At 56.1% G+C, this 25,072-nt stretch carries 26 protein-coding genes and 1 pseudogene; 4 read left to right on the top strand and 23 right to left on the bottom strand.

Going from position 1 to position 25,072, the window contains the following annotated elements; translation table 11 throughout:
- The first annotated feature begins 13 nt into the window (after positions 1-13).
- Positions 14-1,360, top strand: coding sequence for a cation:proton antiporter (locus F6A13_RS04750; RefSeq protein WP_113526990.1), 1,347 nt, complete (start codon positions 14-16; stop codon positions 1,358-1,360).
- On the opposite strand, the gene F6A13_RS04745 is transcribed toward F6A13_RS04750, so the two are convergent.
- From F6A13_RS04745 to F6A13_RS04725, 5 genes are all read right to left on the bottom strand, one after another.
- Positions 1,342-2,103 (bottom strand): glycosyltransferase family 2 protein, encoded by a 762-nt coding sequence (locus F6A13_RS04745; protein ID WP_126605139.1) that lies wholly within the window; start codon positions 2,101-2,103, stop codon positions 1,342-1,344. The two genes, F6A13_RS04750 and F6A13_RS04745, sit on opposite strands and share 19 nt — an antisense overlap.
- Positions 2,100-2,903, bottom strand: coding sequence for a lysophospholipid acyltransferase family protein (locus F6A13_RS04740; RefSeq protein WP_113526992.1), 804 nt, complete (start codon positions 2,901-2,903; stop codon positions 2,100-2,102). Before F6A13_RS04740 ends, F6A13_RS04745 begins: the two co-directional genes overlap by 4 nt.
- Positions 2,900-3,973 carry a hypothetical protein gene (locus F6A13_RS04735; protein WP_113526993.1) on the bottom strand — a complete coding sequence of 358 codons (1,074 nt, stop codon included), beginning with the start codon at positions 3,971-3,973 and terminating at the stop codon, positions 2,900-2,902. Before F6A13_RS04735 ends, F6A13_RS04740 begins: the two co-directional genes overlap by 4 nt.
- 1 nt (position 3,974) lies before the next feature.
- The gene (locus F6A13_RS04730) at positions 3,975-5,294 is read right to left on the bottom strand and encodes an NAD(P)/FAD-dependent oxidoreductase (RefSeq protein WP_126605138.1); all 1,320 of its coding nucleotides are present in this window, start codon (positions 5,292-5,294) and stop codon (positions 3,975-3,977) included.
- Positions 5,295-5,385: 91 nt separating this feature from the next.
- On the bottom strand, positions 5,386-6,126 hold the full coding sequence (locus F6A13_RS04725) for a polysaccharide deacetylase family protein (RefSeq protein WP_126605137.1): 741 nt from the start codon (positions 6,124-6,126) through the stop codon (positions 5,386-5,388).
- Between the two features lie 298 nt (positions 6,127-6,424).
- On the opposite strand from F6A13_RS04725, the gene F6A13_RS15560 reads away from it, so the two are divergent.
- The 3 genes and pseudogenes from F6A13_RS15560 to F6A13_RS04710 form a co-directional block, all read left to right on the top strand.
- Positions 6,425-6,742 carry a type I restriction-modification system subunit M N-terminal domain-containing protein gene (locus F6A13_RS15560; protein ID WP_113526996.1) on the top strand — a complete coding sequence of 106 codons (318 nt, stop codon included), beginning with the start codon at positions 6,425-6,427 and terminating at the stop codon, positions 6,740-6,742.
- Positions 6,743-6,776: 34 nt separating this feature from the next.
- Positions 6,777-7,301: a HugZ family protein gene (locus tag F6A13_RS04715; RefSeq protein ID WP_113526997.1), complete on the top strand. Its 525-nt coding sequence runs from the start codon at positions 6,777-6,779 to the stop codon at positions 7,299-7,301.
- Between the two features lie 22 nt (positions 7,302-7,323).
- Positions 7,324-7,623, top strand: a pseudogene (locus F6A13_RS04710) (IS66 family transposase); the annotation flags it as partial.
- A 71-nt stretch (positions 7,624-7,694) separates the two neighbouring features.
- Here the strand turns inward: F6A13_RS04710 and ggt are convergent.
- The 18 genes from ggt to F6A13_RS04620 form a co-directional block, all read right to left on the bottom strand.
- Positions 7,695-9,266: a gamma-glutamyltransferase gene (ggt, locus tag F6A13_RS04705; protein WP_225981958.1), complete on the bottom strand. Its 1,572-nt coding sequence runs from the start codon at positions 9,264-9,266 to the stop codon at positions 7,695-7,697.
- Positions 9,267-9,310: 44 nt separating this feature from the next.
- Entirely contained in the window at positions 9,311-9,919 is a 609-nt protein-coding gene (locus tag F6A13_RS04700) for an NTP transferase domain-containing protein (RefSeq protein WP_126605136.1), read from the bottom strand.
- A gap of 8 nt (positions 9,920-9,927) precedes the next feature.
- A complete protein-coding gene (hpxZ, locus tag F6A13_RS04695) occupies positions 9,928-10,314 on the bottom strand; it encodes an oxalurate catabolism protein HpxZ (protein ID WP_113527000.1) in 387 nt (128 codons plus the stop codon).
- Between the two features lie 13 nt (positions 10,315-10,327).
- Complete coding sequence (locus F6A13_RS04690) at positions 10,328-11,725, bottom strand: AtzE family amidohydrolase (protein ID WP_126605135.1); 1,398 nt, start codon at positions 11,723-11,725, stop codon at positions 10,328-10,330.
- A complete protein-coding gene (locus F6A13_RS04685) occupies positions 11,722-11,922 on the bottom strand; it encodes a DUF4089 domain-containing protein (protein WP_126605134.1) in 201 nt (66 codons plus the stop codon). The genes F6A13_RS04690 and F6A13_RS04685 overlap by 4 nt, the downstream gene beginning before the upstream one ends.
- Complete coding sequence (locus F6A13_RS04680; protein WP_126605133.1) at positions 11,919-12,881, bottom strand: XdhC family protein; 963 nt, start codon at positions 12,879-12,881, stop codon at positions 11,919-11,921. Before F6A13_RS04680 ends, F6A13_RS04685 begins: the two co-directional genes overlap by 4 nt.
- The gene (locus tag F6A13_RS04675; protein WP_126605132.1) at positions 12,878-13,969 is read right to left on the bottom strand and encodes a ring-opening amidohydrolase; all 1,092 of its coding nucleotides are present in this window, start codon (positions 13,967-13,969) and stop codon (positions 12,878-12,880) included. The genes F6A13_RS04680 and F6A13_RS04675 overlap by 4 nt, the downstream gene beginning before the upstream one ends.
- A gap of 18 nt (positions 13,970-13,987) precedes the next feature.
- Entirely contained in the window at positions 13,988-14,572 is a 585-nt protein-coding gene (locus F6A13_RS04670) for an ureidoglycolate lyase (RefSeq protein WP_126605131.1), read from the bottom strand.
- A 3-nt stretch (positions 14,573-14,575) separates the two neighbouring features.
- On the bottom strand, positions 14,576-15,442 hold the full coding sequence (locus F6A13_RS04665; protein WP_126605130.1) for an FAD binding domain-containing protein: 867 nt from the start codon (positions 15,440-15,442) through the stop codon (positions 14,576-14,578).
- Positions 15,442-15,891: a (2Fe-2S)-binding protein gene (locus tag F6A13_RS04660; protein ID WP_126605129.1), complete on the bottom strand. Its 450-nt coding sequence runs from the start codon at positions 15,889-15,891 to the stop codon at positions 15,442-15,444. The genes F6A13_RS04665 and F6A13_RS04660 overlap by 1 nt, the downstream gene beginning before the upstream one ends.
- Before the next feature lie 2 nt (positions 15,892-15,893).
- Positions 15,894-18,152 (bottom strand): xanthine dehydrogenase family protein molybdopterin-binding subunit, encoded by a 2,259-nt coding sequence (locus tag F6A13_RS04655; RefSeq protein ID WP_126605128.1) that lies wholly within the window; start codon positions 18,150-18,152, stop codon positions 15,894-15,896.
- A gap of 61 nt (positions 18,153-18,213) precedes the next feature.
- Entirely contained in the window at positions 18,214-19,215 is a 1,002-nt protein-coding gene (locus F6A13_RS04650) for a purine nucleoside permease (RefSeq protein ID WP_225981957.1), read from the bottom strand.
- Between the two features lie 23 nt (positions 19,216-19,238).
- Positions 19,239-20,282, bottom strand: coding sequence for an adenosine deaminase (locus tag F6A13_RS04645; RefSeq protein WP_113527010.1), 1,044 nt, complete (start codon positions 20,280-20,282; stop codon positions 19,239-19,241).
- 47 nt (positions 20,283-20,329) lie between these two features.
- Positions 20,330-21,559, bottom strand: coding sequence for an amidohydrolase family protein (locus F6A13_RS04640; RefSeq protein ID WP_126605127.1), 1,230 nt, complete (start codon positions 21,557-21,559; stop codon positions 20,330-20,332).
- 2 nt (positions 21,560-21,561) lie between these two features.
- Complete coding sequence (locus tag F6A13_RS04635; protein WP_151528113.1) at positions 21,562-22,980, bottom strand: purine-cytosine permease family protein; 1,419 nt, start codon at positions 22,978-22,980, stop codon at positions 21,562-21,564.
- 60 nt (positions 22,981-23,040) lie between these two features.
- The gene (locus tag F6A13_RS04630; protein WP_126605126.1) at positions 23,041-23,790 is read right to left on the bottom strand and encodes an energy transducer TonB; all 750 of its coding nucleotides are present in this window, start codon (positions 23,788-23,790) and stop codon (positions 23,041-23,043) included.
- 91 nt (positions 23,791-23,881) lie between these two features.
- Positions 23,882-24,280: an ExbD/TolR family protein gene (locus tag F6A13_RS04625; RefSeq protein ID WP_126605125.1), complete on the bottom strand. Its 399-nt coding sequence runs from the start codon at positions 24,278-24,280 to the stop codon at positions 23,882-23,884.
- 48 nt (positions 24,281-24,328) lie between these two features.
- Positions 24,329-25,033 (bottom strand): MotA/TolQ/ExbB proton channel family protein, encoded by a 705-nt coding sequence (locus F6A13_RS04620; protein WP_113527015.1) that lies wholly within the window; start codon positions 25,031-25,033, stop codon positions 24,329-24,331.
- Positions 25,034-25,072: the final 39 nt, after the last annotated feature.

The raw sequence follows: 25,072 nt of genomic DNA, 5'->3' as shown, positions 1-25,072 counted from the left end.
CCTGGAGCTTTCCATGAGCACGCTTAGTCATGTTTTTGATCTGCCCGCGCAGAAATCCGAACTGCTGATCTTTTTCACATTGCTGCAACTCAGCATCATCATACTCGCCGCGCGCATGGGTGGAGAAATCGCCACCAGGATCGGCCAGGCGGCGGTGGTTGGCGAAATCATCGCCGGAATCGTGCTGGGTCCGTCGCTGTTCGGCCTGCTGATGCCGGGCACCTTCCACTACATTTTTCATTCGATCCCCGCTGGCCCCCTGGATGCCCTTTCCCAACTGGGTCTTATCCTGTTGATGTTTCAGATCGGTCTGGAATTCGATTTTTCCCACCTGGAAGAAAAAGCAAACCGGAATGCGGTGTTATGGGTGGCCGCAGCCAGTATGCTGGTACCCTTCGTTCTTGGTCTGGGGTTCGCCATGGTCAGCGCGCCCCTACTCTCTCCCCAAGCCGAACCGTGGGCATCGGCACTATTTATCGCTACCGCGTTTTCCATTACAGCCGTACCTATCCTCGGCCGTATCATGATGGAATTCGGCATGACCAGATCCCGACTCGGAGTCATCGCCATCAGTGCTGCGGCGATCAACGACGTCGTCGGCTGGTTGTTGCTCGCGCTGGTGACGACTCTGGCGCTGTCCCATTTTGAGGCGATTGCCTTCGCCATCAAGGTTTTTTTAGTATTCGCTTTCATCATCATCTGGATATTTGGCATTCGGCCGCTGATGAAATGGGTGATCCGTCGTTTCAGCGCGGGAGGAAAACTCACCCCACATTTATTGGGTATCATCCTGATCAGCATATTCGTTTCCGGATTGATCACCTCTTCGTTGGGCATTTTTACGATCTTTGGCGGCTTCATCATGGGTGTCATCCTCCATGACGCGAATGAATTCGTGGAGGCGTGGAATGAGCGGGTCTCCCCCTTTGTGCTGGTCTTCTTTCTCCCGATTTTTTTCACTTATACGGGCCTGCGTACCAATATTGGCGGATTGGATAGCGCGTCACTCTGGGGTTGGTGCGGACTGATCTTACTTCTTGCGACGGTGGGCAAGTTCGGCGGTGCGTATGGGGCGGCACGGATCGCCGGCTTGAACCACCACCAGGCCAAGGTTATGGGCATCATGATGAATACCCGCGCATTAATGGAGTTGATCGTCATCAATGTAGGATACGATCTGGGTGCCATATCTCAGCAGGTTTTCACCATGCTGGTGATCATGGCCATCTTCAGCACCATCATCACGACACCTTTTCTCCGTGCATGGTTACCCCGGGCCGGGGTACAACTGACCGCCCCCGCTCCCATGCCCGAGCGATCGCAAAACCGTTTGACCACAGATTACCGCCCAGACCAGTAACGCAACAACAATACGGGCAAACGAACCAGAAAACCGAAGAACAGGCGAGTGTGCATCCAGGTAAGCAACACGTTGTCCCGCAGATAGCGGAAATGGGATACTCCCCCCTCATCGGCGCGGAAATAGCGGACCGTTGCTGGCATGTTGATAATTCTGACACCACGCCAGGACATACGCACCGCCGCCTCCGGATCGAAATCGAAGCGTCGCATCCAGCGTTGTGCGTGCATCAGTTGCCGCAACGGCGCGATGGGATAGACGCGAAAACCAAACAGGGAATCACCAATGCCCCCTCCCAGCGTCTCCAGGTTGGCCCACCAGTTGGACACCCTGCGGCCTTTTACCCGTAGGACCGGGGCGCTGGCATCGAAGACCGGGACGCCGAGGATCATCGCGTCCGGATTTTGCCGGGATGCTGCCATAAACGAGCGAATGGCATCCATGGGGTGCTGCCCGTCGGAATCCATCGTCAGCACATGGGTGTAACCCTGCGAGGCGGCCTGATCCAGACCGAAAAGCACGGCCGCGCCCTTACCCTGATTGCTGGTGCATTGAAAAATGTGTAACCCGCTGTCTTTGGCAGCCAGCGCCTCCAGCCCCGCAGCCGTTCCGTCGGTGCTGCCATCCACCACTACCCATACGGGATTCCATTGCCGCCGCGCCAATGCCACGGTTTCATATACTCTTGGACCGGGATTATAGCTAGGGATCAGCAATAGATGAGTAGCCGACGCCTCGCTCATGAAGAATGGACATCCGTTGTTGCGGGAAGGTGCGGCAATTTGGCATCCACCAATGCCGATTGGAAGTAGCTTTCCAACTCCGCGGTAAAGCCGCGCACATCGGTCGGCGGGTCAAAGCGTTGGCCGAGATGTATTCGATAGTGAATAGGCATGGCCGGTTTGCGGAAAAAAGGCCAGCCCTTGGCTAGGAACGCCGAGTCGGTTTCGATCAAAACGGTTTGGACGGGCACCCCCGCCTCCTTGGCAATCAGGGCAATGCTACCGCGTACGGTTCCGATGGGGAGACGGTTGCTCCGGGTGCCTTCCGGGAAGAGCAGCAAATGACTGCCGCTGCGTAGGTCTTCCACGGCAAGGTAGATCATGCCGCGTAACGAATCATTGCGGATATAACCAGCCAAACGGGCGCCTGCGCCAAAAAATACGTTATCCACCAACTCTGCCTTCATGATGCACGCCAGGTTGGGCATGCGGGAAATCACCATCAGCGCATCCAGCAGCGAAGGGTGATTGGGCGCGATGATCATGGGCGATTCGCCCTGGAGCGTATCCAGCGCCTTCAGGTCAAAACGGCAGGCCCCCATAATGGACAAGGCCCGCAGGTACATTCTGAACCCCGTGGTAATAACCAGTCGTCCCGTTCGTTTTTTCCATTTCCTGGGCAGTACGAGGCTCAATGGCAGGGCCAGCACGGACCACAGGAGACTGGCGCTCGCCAACAGTCCCAATCCGCAATAGAAGGCGAGATATTCCCGCAGCGTACGTAACATAGCAGGAATGCCCGATCCCTGGGCTTGACTCATGCCATACCGCCATGGAGTACACCTGCGGTTGCCTCAATTTCTACCAGAAGATCTGCTCGGCAGATATCGGCCTGAAGATAAAATACCGGAGCCTTTGGTGTAACAAGACGATCCAGTTCGGCCCGAATGATCGGCAGATCCGTGAACCGCCGCAAATAAACCTTGTAGGAAAGGTCGTTGAGGTCATATGGGGGTCCAGCCGCGACGCGATTTGTCTCTGCGACGACGGCGGCGATATTCGCCATGCTTTCGCGTGTTTGCGCCGCGACATCCCCCTCATGCCGGGTTTGATGCCCGATGATGCTGGCCGTTCCGGAAATAAAGAGAATTTTTTGTTGCCCTAGATCAACCCAGCCGGCACGGGAAAAGGTCGGGCTGCTTGGCCCGTATTCTTGCGGGTAATGGTAGGCGCTGATCTGTCTGGGATTTTCAACGGCTACCGAGTTACGCCGTGCCGCAAGAAAGTATACGACCAGCGGTCCATCTACGGAGCCCAGTGCGCTGGCTGCGGGGATGTTTTGCCTCGACGGGAGGCGACTGTGGGCAAGGAACGCATCCTGGCGACCTATATTGAATTGGCGATAGTGTTCAAGACCATGGCTAACACCATTGATGTCCGGCACAAAATTCCAAATACGCAGCAGGCCCGGGTACCCGTGGCGATCCAGCAGGCTGAATATCTGCTGATACGCGAGTTCGGCCGCGTTCTGTAAAGGGAGGTGAATCAGGCCATGATTGCCGGCTGGAAGGTCGGCTACGGCCAGGGCGATGCTGCCAAACAAAAAGTCGCGGCTGCAGCGGTAGGTAATATCACCAAACGTCCCGGCATGCACCGGTTGCGTGGTCTTCCATATTTCACATCGATCATCTCCCCGGCCGGATAACGGTATCTGCAATATTCCCTCGGGCTTGGCACCATCCCCTTCTCCAAAAAAACCGGTTTGGAATGTGATGATTCCCAGCAAACCTTCCTGCCTGGATAGTGACGACAACGCGTCATCGGCAGGACGGGCATAAGAAAAAAAAAGCTCTCCCGCATCAGTCAGCAAGGCGTTCGCTCTTGGCGTCATCCTATACTCGTATATCTTCTTTACGCTGCTTCCAGGCTGCCCATGAACGACGTGCATGACGCAGGGAAGACAAGTAATAAATACCCTTAAAGACGGCAAGAGAGGGCCAAATCGGCGTCTTCCGGAAAATATCTCCGGCAAGGACCGAGAGTACCGCCTCTCTGGCCCTCAGCACGTTGCTCGAGCGCATAAACATATCGCGCATGGCGGGTTGGCTGATGTGATAAATATACCAGGAAAAGACCTTACCGCCGTGGCGCACCCGGCGGTCGAAATCCCTGAGCGCCCCTGCGGCGCGCTGCGGCTCCCGCAGGCACGTGTCGATGGTCTCGGCGCCGATGAATGCGCTTTGCATGGCCAGCATGACCCCCGAAGAAAAAACCGGGTCGATGAAAGCGAATGCGTCACCCAACAAAAGATAGTTGGGCCCATGGGTTTGATCGCAAGCGTAGGAGTAGTTGCCGGTAGCCTCGACATCGGTAGTGCGCTGGGCATTCACCAGCCGTGCCGCGAGGGCGGGGCACATGTCGATGGTTTCCTGAAAAAACTCGTTTACGGGTTTGCTTCTGGATTTGAGGTAGTGCGGCCACACCACCGCCCCTACGCTGGTCGTCCCGTCCGCGAGGGGAATGAACCAGAACCACCCGTGCTCAAACCAGAATAACGAAATATTCCCTTCTTCCCTGCCGTCAAGGCGCTGGGCACCGCGAAAATGCGCATAGAGGGCGGAGCCGTTATGCTTGGGGTTGCGGCGTTTGGATTTGAGACGATTACCCAGGAAGGTATCGCGGCCGGATGCATCCACCAGGAAACGGGCCTGCCAGGTTTCCTGGCGGCCATCCCCGTGCTGCGCATGGACCAGCACCCCGGCGTTATCGCGCAGAAACTCCACAGCGTTCGCGCGACAGCCTTCCGTGACCTTGGCGCCCTTTCGCTCGGCATTGCGAATGAGGATCTCGTCGAATTCGGAACGCCGCACCTGATAGGCCATGGGCATGGATTTATCCCATGCGTCGGCGAAGAAGAAGGTCTGTTTCTTCTCTACATGGTAATGCGAGTTGAACTCTGCGCCCCACTTCGCCATGCCGATGCGCCGGATTTCCTCTGCAACACCCAATTCCTGCAATAAGGGTAAGTTGGCCGGAAGTAGCGATTCGCCGATATGGAAGCGGGGGTGACGCGCCTTTTCCAGAACGGTCACCTGGTAGCCCCGGCCTGCCAGTAGCGCACTGATCGTGGAGCCCGCTGGCCCTCCGCCGATCACCAGGACGTCACAGATTTGCGTTGCCGGAGCCAAAGTGGACATTTCATCTTTTCCCATCAGGATCTGCTCCATTTTAATTTTTTCACAAAAACATTTGCGCCCATGGCGTGTGCATCGACAACCCTATCGGCAAGCAAGAACCGGATTTTTATAATTGCGCATTACTGAGCGCCATTGGCAAAGATACACTGCGCAGTCCGTGGCTCACGCACCGTTCCAATAGCCTGGGCAGCACCTCCAGTACAACCGGCTGGCCATTAGGTGTACGTGCCGATCCTCCGTCGTGCATCAACAAAATATCACCGGCAGAAAGATTGTGGACGAGGCGACGGAGCACCACATCGGGATTACGACAAACAGCGTCATAGCCGCGCCGGGTCCAGGCCACATGCTGCATATGGGTCTGGCGCAAGACACCACCCAACCATGGACTGCGAAAGCCAAACGGGGCACGAAAAAACCTGGAACTGATGCCGTTATTCGCGGAATGGATGGCCTGTTGCGTGGCAACGACTTCCATTTTTAGTTTCCTTATCCCACTGAATGCAAATAGATTTCTGTGATTATAGCTATGGTTTTCTATGCTATGTCCGCGCCGCACGATTTCCGCAACCAAATCTGGCTGTGCGGCCACCTTCTCGCCAATACAAAAGAAGCTGGCTTTCGCGCCATAGAGATCCAGTTGATCCAGCACCAGGGGGGTTACGTGAGCATCCGGCCCGTCATCAAAAGTTAATGCTATCTCACCGCGCCCTATGGCCGCTTTTGGCAGGCGTACCAGGTTGGTGCTGATTATTTTGCAGCGTGGACACATGACCAGAGATCCCAACACGGCATTTCCCAAGGCTCCTGCACCAGCCAAGACCCATAACGTCGGCGTCAGCAGCATATTTCCAGAACCCTCCGGTTTCAAGCCATCTCGGGCAGACCATACTCCACAGAAACAACCTCCAAAGGTATATCGTTTCGCTGCTGTTGGCGTGTTCGATGTGGTACCCGATCGGTCCGCTGCCGATTAGTGCAAAGTGTGGCATGATAGATGCCGCCCAGCAAGTCGGAACGCATATACACCCACCGGACTACTGGTGGCACAGGGAGGGGCGCAAGTTCCGGGGGCGCTTCATCTTTTATGTATTTGTTATAGAATGCCGTACATCAACCCATCACCTTAGGTAAGCCTCCATCCCATGCCCCTCAAGAAGTCCGAACTCTACGCCTCCCTCTGGAAAAGCTGTGATGAACCCTGCGGAGACCTGGACGCCTCCCAGTACAGGGACTACCTGCCGGCTCTGATCTTCGTCAAATACGTGTCGGACAAACATGAACGCCGAAATCACCGCCCCCGAATCCTGTCGCGACAAAACCCATGCCCTCAAACAAGATATGATGCAGGGACTTCGGACAGACAGGATTCGTTTGCCCATAGCGAGACACAGATCGGTTTCGGACAGAACCACGCCAACCGTGAAGATGCGGCAGTGATAATCCATTTCGCCGCGTACTGATTTCGCTGAACAATCCGCCGAACGAGGTGAACATATGATGGAAAAAATAGAGATCGTAGCCGCTGAAATAAACTATCTGATAGCCAATGCACAAACCATGACTCTGGCCACACTCGATTCAGCAGGTGTCCCAGAGGCGTCTATGGCACCATTTATTCATGATGCGGCAACCCACCAATTTTATACTGCCGTGAGTGGACTTTCCCCCCATACGGCCTATCTGGCGGCCAAAAAACCCGTCGGGATAATGATCATCACGGATGAACAGGGTGCCCCTCAGGTGCTTGCCAGAAAGCGCGTGAGCTATACCTGTGACGTCCATGAAATCTTCAGGGAAACCGAACTTTGCCATATACTCTACGAGCAGTTCAAGGCCAAGTTCGGCGGCATCATGGAACTGTTATTCCAATTACCGGACTTTCGCCTGTTCGGCCTGAATCCCTTATCCGGGCGTTATATCGCGGGCTTCGGGGGCGCCTATCTCTTAAAGGGTGATTCCATCACCCCGATTGGACCGGACAATCTCCGTAAGGGGCCCGGACTGGAACAGGCGCCATAGCCACCGCCCTGCCAGACGTAGGTACGCCCTGAAGCACTGGAAGGCACTCACCCTCTACCTCGAAGCAGGACAACTCAGCATCGGTAATCCGGTAGAACGGGCGCTGCGAGGTGTAGTCATTGGCCGGGGAAATTACCTCTTCGTGGGCAATGACGCGGGTGGTGAACGGGCCGCGTCCTTCTACAGCATCATCGAAACTGCAACCTCAACGGCATTGAGCCCTTCGCTAAACTCTGCGATGTGCTCGAAAAGCTCCCCCCTGCCCAATAAGCCTCTCCACAACCTCTTGCCGTGGAACTGGAAAAATCCCGCTCTAGTCTGATCGGCATAACCCCGCAGCCCGCCATGGGGTGGCTGCGCCATTGGTGAATAGCTACTATTTAAATAGGCATCTTACGGCATTGCCACGCTCCCATCACTGCGGGGATCAGCAGCACCGGCGAATCGACCCTCCAGGTCACGCGCGACCATGCCAGCATGACCCATAAAATCACTGTAACCAGGAACCCATGACACTTGATGCCCCCAGCGCTGCAAATCCTCAAAAACAGTCCTGGAATAGCGCTGCTCCAGACGCAACCCAGCAGAGATCTCTCCCCAGGTCCGCCCATACAGCCAGCGCGGACTGGCTACTGACTCGGCGAGGGAAAGCCCATAGTGCTTGACGCGCATGAGTAGTGCCGCCTGGGTTTGGGGCTGGCCATCCCCCCCCATACTGCCGTAGGCGAGTTGCACCCGCCCCTGCTCGGCATAAAGCGCGGGATTCAGAGTATGAAAAGGGCGTTTTCCGGGCTCCAGCATATTGATATGCCCCGGCTCCAGAGAAAAAGCACAGCCGCGATTGTTCCACAGTACCCCAGTATTACCGGCCACCACGCCAGTACCAAACTCATGGTAGAGACTCTGAATCACACTCACCATTCGCCCTTGCCCATCCACCACCCCGAACCAGACCGTATCGCCTTTGGCGAGTCCAATGGGTGGCAATGGCATCGCCATAAGGGGATGTATCTCTCTGGCGCAGTCATCCAGAAAATCCGGATTCAGCAATGACGCAATATCCACATCGCCAAAGTCAGGATCAGCTATTAGCTGGTCCCGATACTTGAAGGCCAGTTTGGTAATTTCTACCGTGTTATGAATCAGTTCCGCGCCCAGATGGTCCCCGCTGTTGAGTCCAACACGATTGAGCAGGGCGAGGATCATGAGCGAGGCTACCCCTTGGGTGGGCGGCGGCATATTGATAGCCTCGCCGATGCCGAAGGCGGTGCGCACCGGCTCCACCCAGCGGGGCTCGAAGGCCCGCAAATCCGCTTCTGTCAGCAGACTGCCGGCGGCTTTGAGACCCTTCGCCATTTGCCAGGCTAGCGGACCGTGATAAAAAGCCTCTGCACCATTCTCCGCCAGAGTCCCGAGCGTTTGTGCCAGCGCCCGTTGACTCCACAGTCGCCCGGTTGGCATTATCTCCCCCCCCGGCATATATTGTGCCGCGAAACCCGGCTGCTGACGGAGTTCATTGCCAAATCTGGTGAGGGTATGGCTCTGGTTAGGGCTGAGCCGAAAACCGGTGGCGGCGTAGCAGTAGGCGCTCTCCAGCAAATCGGACCAGGATTTACAGCCCCGCCAGCGATCCTTGGAGAACCCAAATGCTGCTCCCCAGCCGCCCACCGCACCCGGCACTGTCAAAGCGGACAAGCCGCCACGGAACGGAATCTCGCGCAGCCCACGTTCATGAAACAGCGCTGCCGAATAGTGTCGTCCTGATGGACCCGCGGCGGCCAGTCCGCGTACCGTATGCGCATCGCCGTCCGAGATCAGCCAGAACCCATCGCCCCCCAGCCCGTTCATGTGGGGATAGACCACGGAGAGGGTCGATGCCACCGCGATACCCGCCTCTATGGCATTACCACCGCTGCGCAAAATAGCGGCCCCGGCCTCGGCCGCCAGCGCGTGCGGAGCACTCACGGCACCCCCCTCCGAGCTCGCCGACAAGGAGACTTGACCGCGTTTCACAGAATGGACCTCAGTTTGCGACGCGCTGAACACCATTCCCGGCGGGTGTTCAGCCGGGAATAACGTAAAAAATGATTCCACGGCAAGCGAATATGCTCTGCCGCCGACAAATAACCCAGTTGTCGATCTAACCTTGCATCGGCTGCATCCACAGGTACTGCGCAGAGCGACTGTAGCCAACCCTGCGACACCATCAGCGGATGCCCGCCGCTACACCATCGATCTATCGGACTTACCGCCGCAATATTCCGAGCATGTGCGATGCGCCGCAGCCGCCTGAGCCATGGTACGGGCGGCAAAGTCGTATCTACCTGCACCACCAACGCAGAGCCGGATAGTTTATGCAGCCCCATCTGAAGCGTCGAGAAAGGCCCACGCCTTGCCCGAAAGTTATGCCGTTTCATGGCACGACGATGCAGGCAAGCCAAAATCCGCCGTGGCCGGTACCCTGTCACCAGATACACCGGCGCGAACCCCGCCTGCCGCAGGATATCCACCTGCCGATCAACCCAGTTCCGGCCATCACCGGGCACACGCCTGCACGCTTTGTGCTGTCGCCCCGAGCGCCGGGACCGGCCACCCGCCAGAATGATGGCTGCATCCATGCTACGGCCTAAGTTGCCATCGGCATCAGGCTCACATGCGCCGCGACGATACGCCAACCATCTGGCGTGCGTATCCAGGTCTGACTTTGTCGCCCATGCACCTGTTCGCGCCGGAACTCCGTGTTGGCAGTCGCAAAACTCTGTCCATAGGTGGTGATCGTCGTATTGACCAACTCCCGATTTAGCGCCGGGGCTGGACGGGATGCCCGGAACTCGGCAATGGCCGCATAGCCATAGAGATTTTCTGCCACTCCATAGCGCAACGTGTATACACTATTCCAAAATAACTCGTCCAATACATGAACGTCGTTTTCCACCAATGCTTTTTCATAACGAAAAAAAGCTGCCTGCATTTCTTGTAAGACTTCGGGCGCATTGATTTCGGTGTGAACCATGGGATTTTTCCTCTTAGCGAGCGGGGATTGGACTGGTAAATCCGTGCAACTCAAGCTCTCTTGCGACTTTAAATATTCGCGCCTCCTGCCAGGGTGCGGCGATAATCTGGACCCCGATAGGCATCTCCCCTGCGCTGGCTACGGGCACCACCACCACCGGGAGGCCAATGAAAGAGAGGGGTTGGGTGTACAACCCCAAATGCGGTCGCACCATCATTTGCTCCCCATCCAGTTCCATATATCGCTGCCCGATGGCGGGCGCCGACATGGGGGTAGCCGGTGCCAGCAACAGGTCATAGCGCGCGAAAACCTTGAGTACTTCCGCCCGATACCAGCGCCGGAAACGCTGAGCCTGAATATTCCAGGACGCGGGCAATAGCGTACCGGCCAGCATGCGATCCCGCACATCCGGGTCATAGTCGGCGGCGTGATGACGCAAACGATCCAGATGCAGATTGCTGCTTTCGGCATTGGTGATGAGATAGGCGGCGGCACGCGCCTGCGCGGTGCCGGGAATTTCGACGAGATCCGTCACATTCAGCGCCGCCGCGACCCGCGCCAGCGCCTGCTCCGCTGCTGACGTCGCCTGTTGCATGAAATAGCCGGCGGCAATGGCGATTTTCAGGCCGGCGACACCGTCTGCCAGACTTCCACTGACCGGCTCAATCGCCCTATCCGCACAAACGGGGTCCGCAGCATCCGCCCCTTGCATGGCATCATAGGCGAGAGCGAGATCCACCACGCTGCGTGCCAGTGGACCGATATGATCGAGACTGGGACAGAAAGGGAAGGCTCCAGCCCGGGACAAGCGGCCATAGGTCGGCTTCAGTCCAAAAATACCACAGAGGGAAGACGGCACCCGAATGGAACCGTTGGTGTCAGAACCCAGGGCGATGGGCACCATGCCTGCCGCTACGGCGCCACCACTGCCACCACTGGACCCGCCTGTCATCCGCAAACGGTCATGGGGATTGCGGGAAGGCCCATAGTGAATGTTTTCTCCTGTAAAATCATAGGCGTACTCGCCCATATTGAGAGCGCCCACCATGACGGCGCCCGCTGCCGTGAGCCGCCTTACGGCGGTGGCGTCCGCTACGGCGGGGGCATCTTTTCGATTGATCTTGGAACCGGCGAGGGTAATCTCGCCCTGCAAATCAAAAAGATTTTTGACCGCAAAGGGCACCCCCGCCAGAGGCCCAGGGTCTTCGCCCCGCGCCACCTTCTGGTCCACTGCCTCCGCTTCCCGTAGCGCACGCGCTTCCGTGACGCTGGTGAAGGCATTGATCTCGCCGTTCCTGGCGTGGATATGCCGGAGCGTATCCTGCACCACCTCCGTTGCGCGCCACTCGCCGCTACGGACCCGCTGCGCAATTTCCTGCGCCTGCGGAAATGAGTCGTCCTCTGGCTTCATGAGCGGAATACCGGGGCCAAATCTTCCGTCATGTCCAGCGGATGCGCTTCCAGCACCTTGGCCATCCGGGTACTCAGCATGAAATAATGCTTCACGTCTGCACGCCATTCTTCGCGCACACTGAGCCCCAAAGAATCGAAGAGATAGTTCATATACGTATCCTCGGGCGTTTCGGCATCTGTTCCGGGTGGATTCATTCTGCTTTTCCTTTTATTAAAAATCGGGTTTTTTGCTGCCGTAATCGCAATAACTCCGCCAACACGCTGATCGCGATTTCTGGGGGCTTTTTACCCAGTCCTGGTAAACCCATAGGCATGTGCAAATAGTCCGGAATATCATGTCCGGAGCGGGCCAGAGCGTGACTGAAACGCGCCGCTTTAGACCGGCTGGCAATTACTCCGAGATAAGCCAATGGTTCCCCGATAAAATGCTCCAGCAACGCGTAATCCATAGCGTGGCTGTAGGTCATGATGAGCACTACGGCATCGATTGCCGGGGCCTGCAGGTCCACCCAGGACCATTGGTCTACCACGGCGACCTCTGGCGGGAAGGCCGCAGGATCGGCCCATTCGACCCGCTCATCAAATACCGATAAAGCAAAATCCAATTCGTGCGCCATCCTGGCAACCGCCCGCCCCACATGCCCCGCACCAAAAATCCATAGCGGCTGATGATGGGGAGCAGGCAGCGCGAAGTGCCGCTCCTCGACATCCATACCCGGAGCGTCAGCGCGCAAAAGCACAGTCAAGGCATCAAAGGAACCGATTTGCCGTCCCAGACGGGTAATCCCGGCCACGAGCTGCAACCGGCCTGCCGAATCCCTTTGATAGAGACGGGAGGCGCCGGACTGGTACAGCTCGGAAAAAAATAGGGGCACATCCAACACACAGATTTCCACCTGCCCACCGCAGCACTGATCATCCGCCGTGCCCAGGGTAAAAGTCAGCAATGCCGGGGGTGCTTCAGAACGGGGAGAGCGCAACACCTGACAGATCTGATATTCCATACGGCCACCACCTACCGTGCCCAGCAGCGAGCCGTCTGCCAAGAGACACATGCTGGCCCCGATCACCGTGGGCGCAGACCCCTGCACCCTGGTCACGACGGCTTCCCGGACCGGAAGCAAGGGCCGCTGACGACTGGCGAGGGCATTCATGATGCGTACCCGATCACGGCCACCGGCCCGCCCCCCTGGGGACCCTGATGCTCCGCGCGCGTCGAGACATAAACGCCGGTTTCCCCGGTGATTCCGGCCAACAAGGCTGAGACTACACAGCGGGAATAGCGCATATCGGAGATATCCGCGTCTGTCCACATGGTATGACGACGATGGCGGATATGGCCCCGCGGGTCGGCATCGGATTTGGCAAAGACCGCCAGCACCTTCTCCGCATCGACCGCCGCCAACTGCCCGTTGACGGGCTGCAGTCCCAGCTGATTCAGCACGGCATGAATCGCCGCCACATCGATGATGTCCCGCATCACCTCATGGGCGATGACCAGATCACCCTCCCACCAGCACGAATTGGCGAAGAGCACTATTTCGGAGCGCCGCAATAAGGGTTTGGCAGAAACGCTGGCCCGACTGGAGTACAAAGACCAATCCTGGTTGATGACGTCATCCGACAGTTCGGATTCGGTGACCTCACCCAGAGCGAGGGCCACCCCCAAGGCAGAAGCGCCGCGCGACCAGGCCATGTCACAGCGCAGGTGCTCGCCACGGACATTTCCGGTCGTTGTAGAGTCCAGCGCTGGAATCGCCCCTTTGATCTGTACCAGATGCACATCCGCAGGCTCGACCTGCAAGGTATGCATGAGCCGGGTCACCGCGCGGGCGGTCTCCCGCACCATCACCATCCGCCCCACTTCCTGCGCGCTGAAAGGGCGGGTATGGGCGGATGCAAGCGCCAGACGTTTTATCGGATAGGCTTGCTCCGCCGCCCGGCCTGATACCGTAAACACCAGAATATGCGGCGCCGCAACCCCTTCACTACCTCCCGAAAAGGACAACACCACGCGTTCTTCCACCAACTCTGGACTGCAATCCAAATGCGTTGCCAGCACTTGGCTCACAGCCATCATCGCCAAAGTCCGGGTAAAGTCGTTTATGCCGCCGTTACCCTCGGTTTTGCCAATAATCGCGACGATGCTCTGGGGATCTATCATCCCCTCGGCAATCGCCCGGGCCAGCCCGGAAACGTCGGCAGGGTCTGTCGTAAAAAACCGGTAGACGGAGGTACGCATGGTCTTCGCCTTCTGCGACTAAAAGGGAACCCGGAGTACCCGCCCGGTGCGACGTTGGATGTCGATCTTGTACACATCACCGTCATCCATCTCATCTGCTGCCTGAGCGTTCGCCAAAGCAGTGACCACCTCGTCAGAATTCATGGTCATCACCGTCACCGGATCGCCAATGGACATGGGGAAATCGTGCCAGGTACCCGCATAAATCATCACCCCCTGCCCCGCTGGAATGCGAAAAGCGCGGACGTCGTCCAGGCGGGGGACATTTTCCCCGCTGCCCTGATTGGGTTTACCCAACACCATGGCGAAGGGAATGCTGCCCAGCCCGACAAAAATCTGCGTCATATTGAGGTGCCGTTCCAGCCAGGTAATCTCGGGGTTGCGGTGGGATATCCGCGCCGTGCGGACCACCGCGCGACCGGTATATTCAAAATCGAGATTTTGCCCCTCTTCCACACTCCCCTTATAAAAGGGAATCGAAAGTCCAGGCCGGTGTACCGCCTCGCCAATCATCACACCGTATTCCGCGAGATTCTCCGGGGTCGCATCCAGCAATGGAACATCTACATAAACCGCCTCTGTCTGCTTTGCATAGGTACCCATATTCTAATCCTCCTTTTTCGATTTACTACGTCTATGTATGGCCTCCAGTACCAACCGGGAGACTATCTCCAAACGGTATTCTGCCGTCGAGCGAATATCCTGAATCGGTGCAATATCCTGCCTTACCCCATGGCGCACATCAGTTTCGGAAATATCACGCAACGCACGTCCCAGCAGATAGTGGCTCACGGATGGCAAGGTACAGGGAGTCGCCGCCACACTCGCCATGCCAAAACGCGCGCTCCGAATAATTCCATCACTATCTTCTTCGATGAGCGCCGCGATACTCACCTTGGCAATAGCTTGCGCTGCCCGTGTTCCGACTTTCCGAAAATAGCTGCGACTGTGTTTGGGGGGGTAAGGAATCCACAGAGCGCTGAGTAACTCTCCAGCTTGCAAGGCCGTCTTACGATACCCCTGATGGAAATCTCCATAAGGCAACCAGCGCGAACCGTGATGATGGGCGATCTCCAGACGTGCGCCATAAGCCAGCAATACCGGCGCGTTATCCGCCGCAGGTGAGGCATTGCAAACGTTGCCACCCAGCGTGGCGCGATTTTGAATGGGCGGCGCCCCGGTCACCGCCGCCGAGGCTGCCAGCATCGGCCAGTGGGCGACCACTTCCGCATGCCGGCGAATCGCTTCCAGGGAAGTAGCCGCGCCAATCCGGATACCATCTTCCGTAATCTGCAGCCCCTGCAACTCCTGCAGTCCGCTGATGTCCAGCCAGGACTCCGGGCGCCGTTCCGGGGCGAGGTGACTCTCCACCATAAGATCGGTTCCGCCCGAAATCACCCGATATGGGCGGGGGGCTGCCGCCAATAGCTCCAGGGCTTCCGGCAAATGTCGCGGCCTTATCCAATCAGACATCAGCAGACCCCTCCGGCGGCCTGGGCGATGGCCGCATAAATGCGCCCATACCCGGTACAGCGACAGAGATTGCCGCTCAGGCCCCAGCGAATCTCCTCCAGTGTCGGATTCGCATGCTCCGCCAACAGGGCGGTCGCCGCGAGCATCATACCCGGCGTACAAATCCCGCATTGGGTGGCGCCGCAGTGAACAAAGGCCCGTGCCAGGGCACTATCTTCGGGAAGGCCCTCCACCGTGGTAATCTCCGCCTGCTCCATCTGCCCGAGAGGAACCAGACAGCTATTCACCAGCTTGCCATTCACCAGTACCGCGCAGGCGCCACACTCTCCTTCACCGCAGCCTTCTTTGGCCCCCTTGAGGTCGCATTCATTACGCAATACATCCAGTAAACGGGTGTTCGGCGCTGAGCTGCTCTGAAATGCCCTACCGTTGATGCGCATCGTCGTCATGATCAATTCCCTCCGCTCACCGTCAGCTCCAGCAGCATTTCAGGCCTGACCGGGATCTGGCGAATATCGATATCCAAGGCCTGCTGAATCGCGTTGACGATAGCGGGCGCCGGACCATCCATGGGCAATTCACCGACGCCCTTTGCTCCTTTGGGACCAGCTCCCAACCCGCCTTCCAGCAACACCACGTGAATAAATCCTAAATCCGCGCTAGTGGGGATGATGTAATTGGTCAGACGGTCATTGGCCATGACCCCGCGCTCATTCCAGAGCACATCCTCATAGAGGGCATAACCAATACCCTGGGCGACGCCCCCCTCAATCTGGCCCTGCACAATCACCGGATGCACCGCATTGCCGATTTCCTGTACCGCAGTAAAATCACGCACCCGCGTTGCGAGCGTCAACACATCCACTTCCACTTCGGCAATGTAAGCCGCCCAGGCATAACTGGCGTAAGCCCGCCCCAAAAAGGCCTGCTCATCCCAACGCATGTCCGCCGGCGGTTGGTATTGTGCGGTCACCAGCGTATCCCCGGCGGCTGCGCAAAGCCGGGCACAGGCTGCGGCAAAACTTTGTGCGTCATGGGACGCCGCTAACGCCGCCGTTTCCCGCAGCCGTTGCAATAATTGTCCCGCCGCCTTCTGGATGAGATCCCCGACCACCATACAGGTGCGGGAGGCGACCGTCGGTCCGGAATTTGGCACCCTGGAGGTATCCGCCTGCGCCAGATGTACGCAATCCATGGGCAGGCCCAGCGCGTCAGCCGCAATTTGGACCAGCGTGGTCGCCGCGCCCTGCCCCATTTCAGTGTTGGAACAGAGAATTTCGACATGGCCATTGGCCAGAGCTTGCAGAGAAACCCGGGACGCCAGATACAATTCGCCATTGCCGGTAAAACCAGCGCCATGGGCAAAAGTCGCCAGGCCAATACCTTTGCGGGTCTGGTGTCCGGCCGCATTCCAGGCCCTATACTCCGCCAGCCGATGGTAGTAATGCGTGTGCTCCAATGCCGCATCGAGCGCGGCATGGGCAAAGCAGTCAGCTCCCATCACATCACCCGTGGGATTCACATCGCCGGTACGCAACAAATTTATCCGGCGCAATTCGGCAGGGTCCATAGCCAGTTTTCCCGCCAGCCGGTCCATGGCCACTTCCATGGCAAAAATACTTTGCGGCGCACCAAATCCGCGAAATGCGCCAAAGGGCGGATGGTTGGTCGCCACGGCGCGCCCCCTGACCCGGATATGGGGGCACTTATATGGTCCCGGTGCATGAATAACACCACGGGAGAGCACTACCGGACTGAGGGTACGATAAGCCCCGCCATCAATGGCGAAATCCATATCGATAAACTGCAATTCTCCGGCCTTATTGGCCCCCAAACGAATCAGGGTGCGGGAAGGATGACGCTTAGGCGTTACCCGCAAATCCTCACCCCGCTCATAAACGAGTTTTACCGGACGGCCACCCGCTTTGAGCGCCAGTAACGCCGCATGACAGGCAATCACCGAGGGATAATCTTCCTTGCCGCCAAAGGCCCCACCGGTGGTACTTTGCACCACCCGCAGATGATCCTTATCCATCCCCAGACACTGAACCAATGCGTCCAACACGTAGTAGGGACACTGCATGGAACCTTCTACCAGAATGCTGCCGTCTTTCTGCAAATGCGCCAGCATACCTTGCGGCTCAATATAGAGTTGCTCCTGGGATGGGGTGAGAAAGCGCTCTTCGATGACGACACCGGCAAGATGCTCTCCCTCCGCAACATTACCCCGATCCAGAAGATAATCCGTATAAATATTGCCGGGTATGATTTCTTGCTGCGCAGCGAGTGCCGCATCGATGTCAAAAATCGGAGATGGGTTGGGTAATTCCACCAGAGAAACACCTTTCAGCGCTTTTCTGAGTTTTTCCTGGTCTGCGTGAGCCAGTAATACCACGGCCTCCCCAGCGTGCCGAAACGCGTGGTCAACAAGCACTACCTGGTCATCCTCCAGGAGCCTTACGGCATTCCTACCCGGAATATCCCGCGCCGTCACCACCACAAATTCCGACCAGTCTATGGCGGGATCAAAAGCCACCTCCTGCAGCGTTCCACCAGCCTCAGTAGTGCGCACCGTCGCTCCATAGATCACATCTGCGCAGGGCAGATCATCGACATAGAGAGCCACTCCCCTGACTTTGGCAACACCGTCGACACGGCTGGGGGTCGCCGCCTGCTGGTCAGGTCGCTGCTTCATCAAGGTCAAAGACACGGTGACACTCCTTGCTCCGGGGCCAGAAACGCACCAACGGATATTTCGGTGACCCGTATGTTCATGCAGCATCCTGTAACACGCGCGCGATAACGGCCTCGGTGACGATCACCGCATTACGCTCGGCGAGAGCGCTGGCATATAAATCGCCTGTTTTCCAAATTTCCTCTTCGGTCTTACCGGGGGGCGGGACATCCACGTCAGAGATCCCTCGTATGGACAGATAATGATCCGCCAAACCGAAACGCGAGAGCGCCGCCACATCCCCAAGATCCTCCATGGCGGTATTGGTATACGTCGTCTTTCCATGGGTATAGAGATGCACAATTTGCTCGGCTATAGCCTGATTCTCTTTGCCTATCCAAAAATCATTGCCCGTGATAGTGGCTCCCACCATCACTTTCGGCGCCGCAGAGATACCAAATATTTTATCCAGTTTCTTGGCTTCTACTGAGTTATCCAACGCGACATGGGCAGAGGCATTTACCGCCATGTTCAGCAGTGCCGGATTTATTTTATATGCTAGATTTTCCATGATATTCCGAGTATAATTCTCGCAGTGGCCTGGCACGGCATAATCTGTGCAGCCCGGAGGGGACCATGCCAACTGCTTTTTATCACTCAGGTAATGATGTCCAAAAGCCCAAGAAATTATCCAATTATTGATGTACACACTGCCCAATGCAGAGTTTTCTTCGTCCACACCTCCGGCAATGCCGCTACGAATAAAAATGGTCTTCTTCACATCCAGAGCCGTGTCTTTCACCAGACTGGTGACGGTGACTGCGGCATTGATTTCCCCTTCCCCGGTTTCCGTAACACAGACGCCTTTACTATCGCAAATCAAGGGCGTGATGAGACCTGGCACATGCAACACTTGATGCTGAAAAGATTTTTGCACCGTCCATGCTTGCCATTCGGGCGGGAATGCTGTCAGCACGATCACTTGCGGACGCATTTTTGCAGCCGCCGGTATAGCCTGAGCGTATGCCAGCGGCACCGTCAATGAGAAGCCGGCTGCACCACACAACATTATATGCTTCCAAACCGTGTATTTCTTCACAAGATTTCTCCCTGATGAGTTTTTCATAATAGGTTCTGATATGATGCTCTGTACTGATCTAGATCCATGAACAGGGATTGCTTTCGTTGGTCCGTACAAAAAGCCGCTTCAACGGCGTTACGCTCAAGAAGTAATGCGTCTTTCGCAGTTAAATCCAGATCGGAAAGTGTCCCGATGATGTTCTCGCTTAGGTAACCGCCGAAGTACGCCGGGTCGTCCGAATGAATCGTCGCCAACAAACCTGCTTTCAACATTCGGCCCAGATTATGTTCAGATAACCGGCTAAACACTTTAAGCGCGACATTGGAGAATGGACAGACCGTCAACGGGATTCGGTCATCCACCAAGCGACGCACCAGTGCCGGATCCTCCAAACAGCGAACCCCGTGATCTATGCGCTCGACATCGAGCACATCCAGTGCCTGCCAGATATAGGAGGGCGGCCCTTCCTCCCCCGCATGGGCAACACGATGCAGACCCATGGACTTGGCCACCTTAAACACTTCCTGAAACTTTTCTGGGGGATTGCCCAACTCAGCGGAGTCGAGACCGATGCCGGCGATGCGCCCCAAAGCACAAGCACGCTCCAACAGCGCCACCGCGGGTTGCGGATCGCGATCCCGCTCAAAGCAAAGAATCAATGCGCTGGATATATGCCAGTCACGCTCGGCGTCTCGTAAGGCGGCGGTGATGCCACCCATCACCGCCGCCAATGCCACACCATTGGCAAGATGCGTCTGCGGATCAAAAAACAGTTCCACATGACGAATTTGCTGGGCTTTACAGCGGGACATATAGGCCAGGGTCAGTTCATAAAAGTCCCGCTCTTCCCGCAATACTGACGCCCCCAGATAATAGATATTCAGAAAACTTTGCAGATCCTCAAATTGATACGCGGCCCGTGCCGCCTCTATCGTCTTATAGGGAATATCCACGCCGTTACGCTGAGCCAGCGCAATAAGTAATTCAGGCTCCAGAGTGCCCTCAATATGCAAATGCAGCTCTATCTTGGGCAGATTCCCCACAAAATCTGTCAGTATTTCCTTAGTGTTTGTTATAGCTTCCATAAAAGGTGTTGCTCCGTATGTTTTATAAGGCTATGCATATACATCTCCTAGGCCACCCGTGCACCGCTGAGCCAGGTCCCCAGCGGACGCTGTTCCAGATCAGTGGGGTTACCACTTAAGCATTCCTCAAACCAGTGCTCTATAGAATCCACTGCGGGCTTTTGCGGCAGGAGCACAAAATCGGCACGTTTCCCCACCGTCAAATCACCGCCGATGGATCCTCTGCCCATACATTCGGCCCCCGCCTTGGTAGAACGATACAAGGCCTCCTGCGGCACAACAGAAACGCCAGCTTCCCGATGTACGCCCAGAAATCGCTGCATAACATGTAGCATGCTATGGCTGGGACCACCGCCTATGTCACTCGCCAGCGCAAAGGGGATGTTGTAAGCACGTACTTGCTCCAAGGGCATGCGTCGGTTTCCCAGCGCCTCATTACTGGTAGGACAATGCGCCACCCAGGAGCCGCGTGCCCGAAGACAGCGCCATTCCTCGTCACGCATCTCAATACAGTGGCCCAATATCGTTCGGGGCGTCAGAAGACCCGCGCGGTCATACACCTCAGTATAGTGAGCAGCGTCGGGAAACAGCTCTTTAACCCATTGCAGCTCCGCGACCGATTCCGCGAGATGCGTCTGGATTAAACATGGACTCTCGGCGGCGATCTGTCCCAATGCCTTCAGCGATGCTGCCGTCAGATTGGGTGCAAAACGGGGTGTCAGTGCATAGTGTGTAATATCCGTTTGGCGCATAAACGCACGCAACGCGTCAGGATCATGCAGGCTGTAGTCAGTCAATGTACGGGGCGCATTAATCGCCATCAGGACGTTACCAATGACCCAATCGCCACGCATCGACGTCAGTGCAATCTGCGTGGCCTCGGCATGCGGGCTGGAATAGCTCATGCCCATCACGGTCCCCGCACGCAATACATCGCCATAGAATTGCGCCGCCGCAGCCCTGGCGAAATCGGTATCCACATAGCGCGCCTCTTCTGGCCAGATATACTCTCGCAGCCAGGTCAGGAGTTCGCCAGAGAAACGTCCCCTGACACGATGTTGCACCCAATGCAAATGGACATCGACAAAGCCTGGAACGATAACCCCATCCAGATCTTCTACTTCCGTATCAGCGTCGATCTGACTCAGCATCGTAGTGAAATCACCCATACGCATAATGATGCCCTGATCGACACCTAAAGCACCATCCTGGAAAAATCTCCAGGTATTGGCATCTATCGGATTAAGTATCGACGCCCTAAATATTTTTTCCATCATCTTTACCCGTTGGCGCCTTCATCGGTAATCTCACTGACAATCGGTTTGGATAACGTTCTCACCTGCCACATCTCGTCAGTAGCCGTATGGTGACAAAACAAAATCCGATAGAGTATTGATGCCACAATTGTCGTCGCGACACCCGCCAATGGAGATATATCTGTACCATGCAATAGATGCGCTCCGTATCCCTCCCAAATCGGATTATTGGAGAACAATATGGTAACTGCGATCCCTATAGCGAGCACCCAGACATTGGCAGGCCTATATAGCATTCTGCTCCACCCTCCGCGTGCTTCCGGGAGCACGTCCCACAGCACGTAGATGATCATCACACCGGTCCACGGTGCCGCAACAATAATCAGCAAATCCAGGAAAGTTTGAAAAGATTCCCAGAATGACGGCGCTACAAAAAGCATATAGATACCGACCAATGTTGCCAGCAGGGCATCCAGTACCGTAACTTTCTTGCGATCCAAATCTTTACCCACTACCACCGCGAGGCTGAAAGCGGAACTGTAAGAGTTCAGGAAATTGGATGCCAACAATCCCAATATCGCAAAAGTGCAAAAACCTAAATACAGTACCGAAGTGCCCAGTCCGGCCGCCGTGAGACTTATTCCTGCAGGTCCTACCTGGATACCGCCATGCACATACAGCGTGATGGCTAATGCGAGGATGAGGCTACCCCCCGCAAATCCGCCGAGGCTCGGCCATAGCGCCATTTTAGCCAGGCTCGTGTCACACCGCACATACCGCGAATAATCCGAAGCAAACATCGTCCATGAGAACGCGCCGCCCATGAGCGCCAATGAAATTCCACCCAGGGTTTGAATTCCGTCAATGTTGCCTACGGCAGACAGCATCGGAAGCGCCTGTCCACCATGCAGATATACCAGTATGGCTATCGCAAACAGGGCGAGGAATAGCGCCCCCACCGTCTGCGCCGTCACGATGGCCTTATATCCGATAATGGGCACCACAAAATTGCCCAGTATAGCCAATACCAAGGCATAATAAATACTGCTATTCGCAGGTGCTAATCCATAGCTGTCAAAAACACTGCGGAGGATATACACCACAAGTACCAACACCACGGCCTGCCAACCCAACTGAGACAACCAGTTACTTAGAGAAATCAGCTTATTGACTGGCTTTCCAAAAACGCGTGCGGAAACCGCCATGGTCGGAATCCCATACAGGAATCCCGGGATGCTGAGGATGCCCACGGCGGCAAATAGTGTGGACGCCAGCAGCACAACCCACAGAAATGGCGCCAAAGGAAACAACTGGGCGATGAGGACGCCGACCGGCAGGCTGGAGGCGGTCATGGTCGCGGCGAGCCAGATCAGAGCGACATGAGGCGCCGAGCTGGTACGTTCTGCCTCTGTCGTGGCGCTTATTGAATGTCTGTCACCCATCACCCTTCTCCCTCAGTGTTACAACCCGTTGGACCGAAGCACTACTAACTCGTAAGAGCGCTAATTTGATCCAGCACCTACTTTTACATCAATTTGAAAAACCGTATTCTGCTTAGGCATCTTTTTCAAAAATGGTGGAAAGCCACCCTTTTGAATCGCGGCAAGTGCCGCACGATTTACCGCGCCTAACGGACTCGGCTTGATAATTTTCGCCCAAAGCAATTGACCCGATGGAGAAATTTCGAACTCCACAGTAGCTTTGCCACTCAGCCCCATCGCCCGCAACTCAGCGGGAACACGCAGGCTCTGCTGAATTATCGGCCGTACCATACCAACATAACGCCCCATCATTGACGCCGTCTGCTGAGCTGACATCGGTGGTGGCGCAGGCGGCGGAGTCACCACCGGCTTAGGGGCCGGCATTGGCACCGGCTTCGGAGGAGTAACCTGTTTTACCGGCGGCGCGGGTGGCGTTGGCGCCGGTTGTTTCGGCGGAATCACCACCTTCGGGTGCGGACGGGGCGGTGGCGGAGGCACATGATGCACCACTGGTTTGGGTGGAACCGGTTTCGGTAAAGGCTTGGGTACCACCTTCGGCGATGGTTGCGGCAAAGTCACCATTTGTACCGCAATGACGTGCTCCTTGGGCTTAACGGCCTTTACCGGAGGCGTGCTGTGTCCATACCAGATCAAGCCGAGCACGAGCAGAGCCTCAACCACCACTGCACCGCCCACGGCATACTTGAAATGGCGTTCCTTCGGCTCCGGCATGAGTGCATTATTCGCAATCCTAGGCATCGTGGTAGTCATACAAATCTATTCCCAATCTTCAAATACTGTCTCACTCGCCAACTGTACGTTTGGTATCCGCTCACGTCACCCAGAGCACAGACACGGATACTCATGCTGGCTTCGCCGCAATACCAATGTTGGTTACACCCGCTTTTTGACATGCATCCATCACCTGCACAAAATCCTTGAAGGGCACCATTTTATCGGCAGCAATCGTCACCTGTGTGTGTTTAGCATCGCCATCGCCAGCGAGGAAACTCTGCAGTTGATCCAGACTCATTTTTTTGCCCTTCGCCACAACACCGCCATCCTTCAGTATATTGAGCACGAAATGCGGATGCGGCAGTACTTTTGTATCACTGGATGTGGGCAAGTCTAGCTTTAACCCCTTATCCGTAATCATCTGCAAAGTAATCATGATGAAAAAAACCAACAGAAACAGCATAACGTCAATCATCGGGATGATTTCTACACGCCCTTTTTTGCGGGGCCGGCGTTGGGGTAACATGCTTTACTCCTTGCGTTGCCTGCCAAAGTAAAAAGATCTTCCGAAACGTCATACGGCCATTTCAGATGCGGTAATTGATGACGTGGCGTTGACTGCTGTCTCCTCTAGCACCACGGGCGCCCCATCCAAGCGATTCATGAGCACCACTTTCAGCGACTCAAGCTGGAAAATGGTTTTCTCGATAGCATTGTTGAATGCGTTAAAACTCAGTAAGCCGATCATGGCAATAAAGAGTCCAGACGCGGTGGCAATCAGCGCATCCGCAACACCGCCAGTAACAGAAGTGGGATTATGACCAGGCACCGCAAGAATGGAGAACGCGTGGAACATACCCAGTATGGTTCCGAACAGGCCCAGCAGGGGCGCCAGAGTGACGATGGTGTCCAAAATCCAAAGGCGCTTATCCAGATTGGGCGTCATTAGAAAAATAGCTTCATCCAAACGATTCGCGAAGGCTTCTCCACGCGCGCTACCGTAATGATGAATCAAATTGAAATGCCGGAGCGCCACGCCCAGCAGAGATTCTTCGGGAAGACCCTTGGACAAAGCCACCAGATCTTCCAGGTCGGGGCGCCTCAACTTGCCGCGGACGGATATTCCCCAAAGAATTTTCTTACCTTTGCTGATGGCGTTACGAAGATACCAGCCCCGATCGAAAATCACGGCAAGCTCAACCACGAAAAGAATCATCAACAGGTACAGAACACCATCTGAGTAATTGGCAAGGTGTACGAGATAACTGAACGAGGTCATATAAACTCCATCACAAGGTGATTGATAAAACTCTCCGGC

This window comes from Acidithiobacillus sp. 'AMD consortium' (assembly GCF_008926505.1).
Taxonomy (GTDB): Bacteria; Pseudomonadota; Gammaproteobacteria; order Acidithiobacillales; family Acidithiobacillaceae; genus Acidithiobacillus; species Acidithiobacillus ferridurans.
This window is presented reverse-complemented; position numbering and strand designations above follow the sequence as displayed.

Bases quoted from the DNA above. Each gene is read 5' to 3' on its own strand.
- F6A13_RS04660 (WP_126605129.1), bottom strand. From the start codon at position 15,891: ATGACGACGATGCGCATCAACGGTAGGGCATTTCAGAGCAGCTCAGCG.
- F6A13_RS04750 (WP_113526990.1), top strand. From the start codon at position 14: ATGAGCACGCTTAGTCATGTTTTTGATCTGCCCGCGCAGAAATCCGAA.
- F6A13_RS15560 (WP_113526996.1), top strand. From the start codon at position 6,425: ATGCCCCTCAAGAAGTCCGAACTCTACGCCTCCCTCTGGAAAAGCTGT.
- F6A13_RS04680 (WP_126605133.1), bottom strand. From the start codon at position 12,881: ATGAATGCCCTCGCCAGTCGTCAGCGGCCCTTGCTTCCGGTCCGGGAA.
- F6A13_RS04625 (WP_126605125.1), bottom strand. From the start codon at position 24,280: ATGTTACCCCAACGCCGGCCCCGCAAAAAAGGGCGTGTAGAAATCATC.
- F6A13_RS04630 (WP_126605126.1), bottom strand. From the start codon at position 23,790: ATGACTACCACGATGCCTAGGATTGCGAATAATGCACTCATGCCGGAG.
- F6A13_RS04635 (WP_151528113.1), bottom strand. From the start codon at position 22,980: ATGGGTGACAGACATTCAATAAGCGCCACGACAGAGGCAGAACGTACC.
- F6A13_RS04685 (WP_126605134.1), bottom strand. From the start codon at position 11,922: ATGAATCCACCCGGAACAGATGCCGAAACGCCCGAGGATACGTATATG.
- F6A13_RS04675 (WP_126605132.1), bottom strand. From the start codon at position 13,969: ATGCGTACCTCCGTCTACCGGTTTTTTACGACAGACCCTGCCGACGTT.
- F6A13_RS04670 (WP_126605131.1), bottom strand. From the start codon at position 14,572: ATGGGTACCTATGCAAAGCAGACAGAGGCGGTTTATGTAGATGTTCCA.
- F6A13_RS04640 (WP_126605127.1), bottom strand. From the start codon at position 21,559: ATGATGGAAAAAATATTTAGGGCGTCGATACTTAATCCGATAGATGCC.
- F6A13_RS04620 (WP_113527015.1), bottom strand. From the start codon at position 25,033: ATGACCTCGTTCAGTTATCTCGTACACCTTGCCAATTACTCAGATGGT.
- F6A13_RS04740 (WP_113526992.1), bottom strand. From the start codon at position 2,903: ATGAGTCAAGCCCAGGGATCGGGCATTCCTGCTATGTTACGTACGCTG.
- F6A13_RS04700 (WP_126605136.1), bottom strand. From the start codon at position 9,919: ATGGATGCAGCCATCATTCTGGCGGGTGGCCGGTCCCGGCGCTCGGGG.
- F6A13_RS04665 (WP_126605130.1), bottom strand. From the start codon at position 15,442: ATGTCTGATTGGATAAGGCCGCGACATTTGCCGGAAGCCCTGGAGCTA.
- hpxZ (WP_113527000.1), bottom strand. From the start codon at position 10,314: ATGGTTCACACCGAAATCAATGCGCCCGAAGTCTTACAAGAAATGCAG.
- F6A13_RS04735 (WP_113526993.1), bottom strand. From the start codon at position 3,973: ATGACGCCAAGAGCGAACGCCTTGCTGACTGATGCGGGAGAGCTTTTT.
- F6A13_RS04725 (WP_126605137.1), bottom strand. From the start codon at position 6,126: ATGCTGCTGACGCCGACGTTATGGGTCTTGGCTGGTGCAGGAGCCTTG.
- F6A13_RS04730 (WP_126605138.1), bottom strand. From the start codon at position 5,294: ATGGGAAAAGATGAAATGTCCACTTTGGCTCCGGCAACGCAAATCTGT.
- F6A13_RS04715 (WP_113526997.1), top strand. From the start codon at position 6,777: ATGATGGAAAAAATAGAGATCGTAGCCGCTGAAATAAACTATCTGATA.
- F6A13_RS04645 (WP_113527010.1), bottom strand. From the start codon at position 20,282: ATGGAAGCTATAACAAACACTAAGGAAATACTGACAGATTTTGTGGGG.
- F6A13_RS04690 (WP_126605135.1), bottom strand. From the start codon at position 11,725: ATGAAGCCAGAGGACGACTCATTTCCGCAGGCGCAGGAAATTGCGCAG.
- F6A13_RS04745 (WP_126605139.1), bottom strand. From the start codon at position 2,103: ATGAGCGAGGCGTCGGCTACTCATCTATTGCTGATCCCTAGCTATAAT.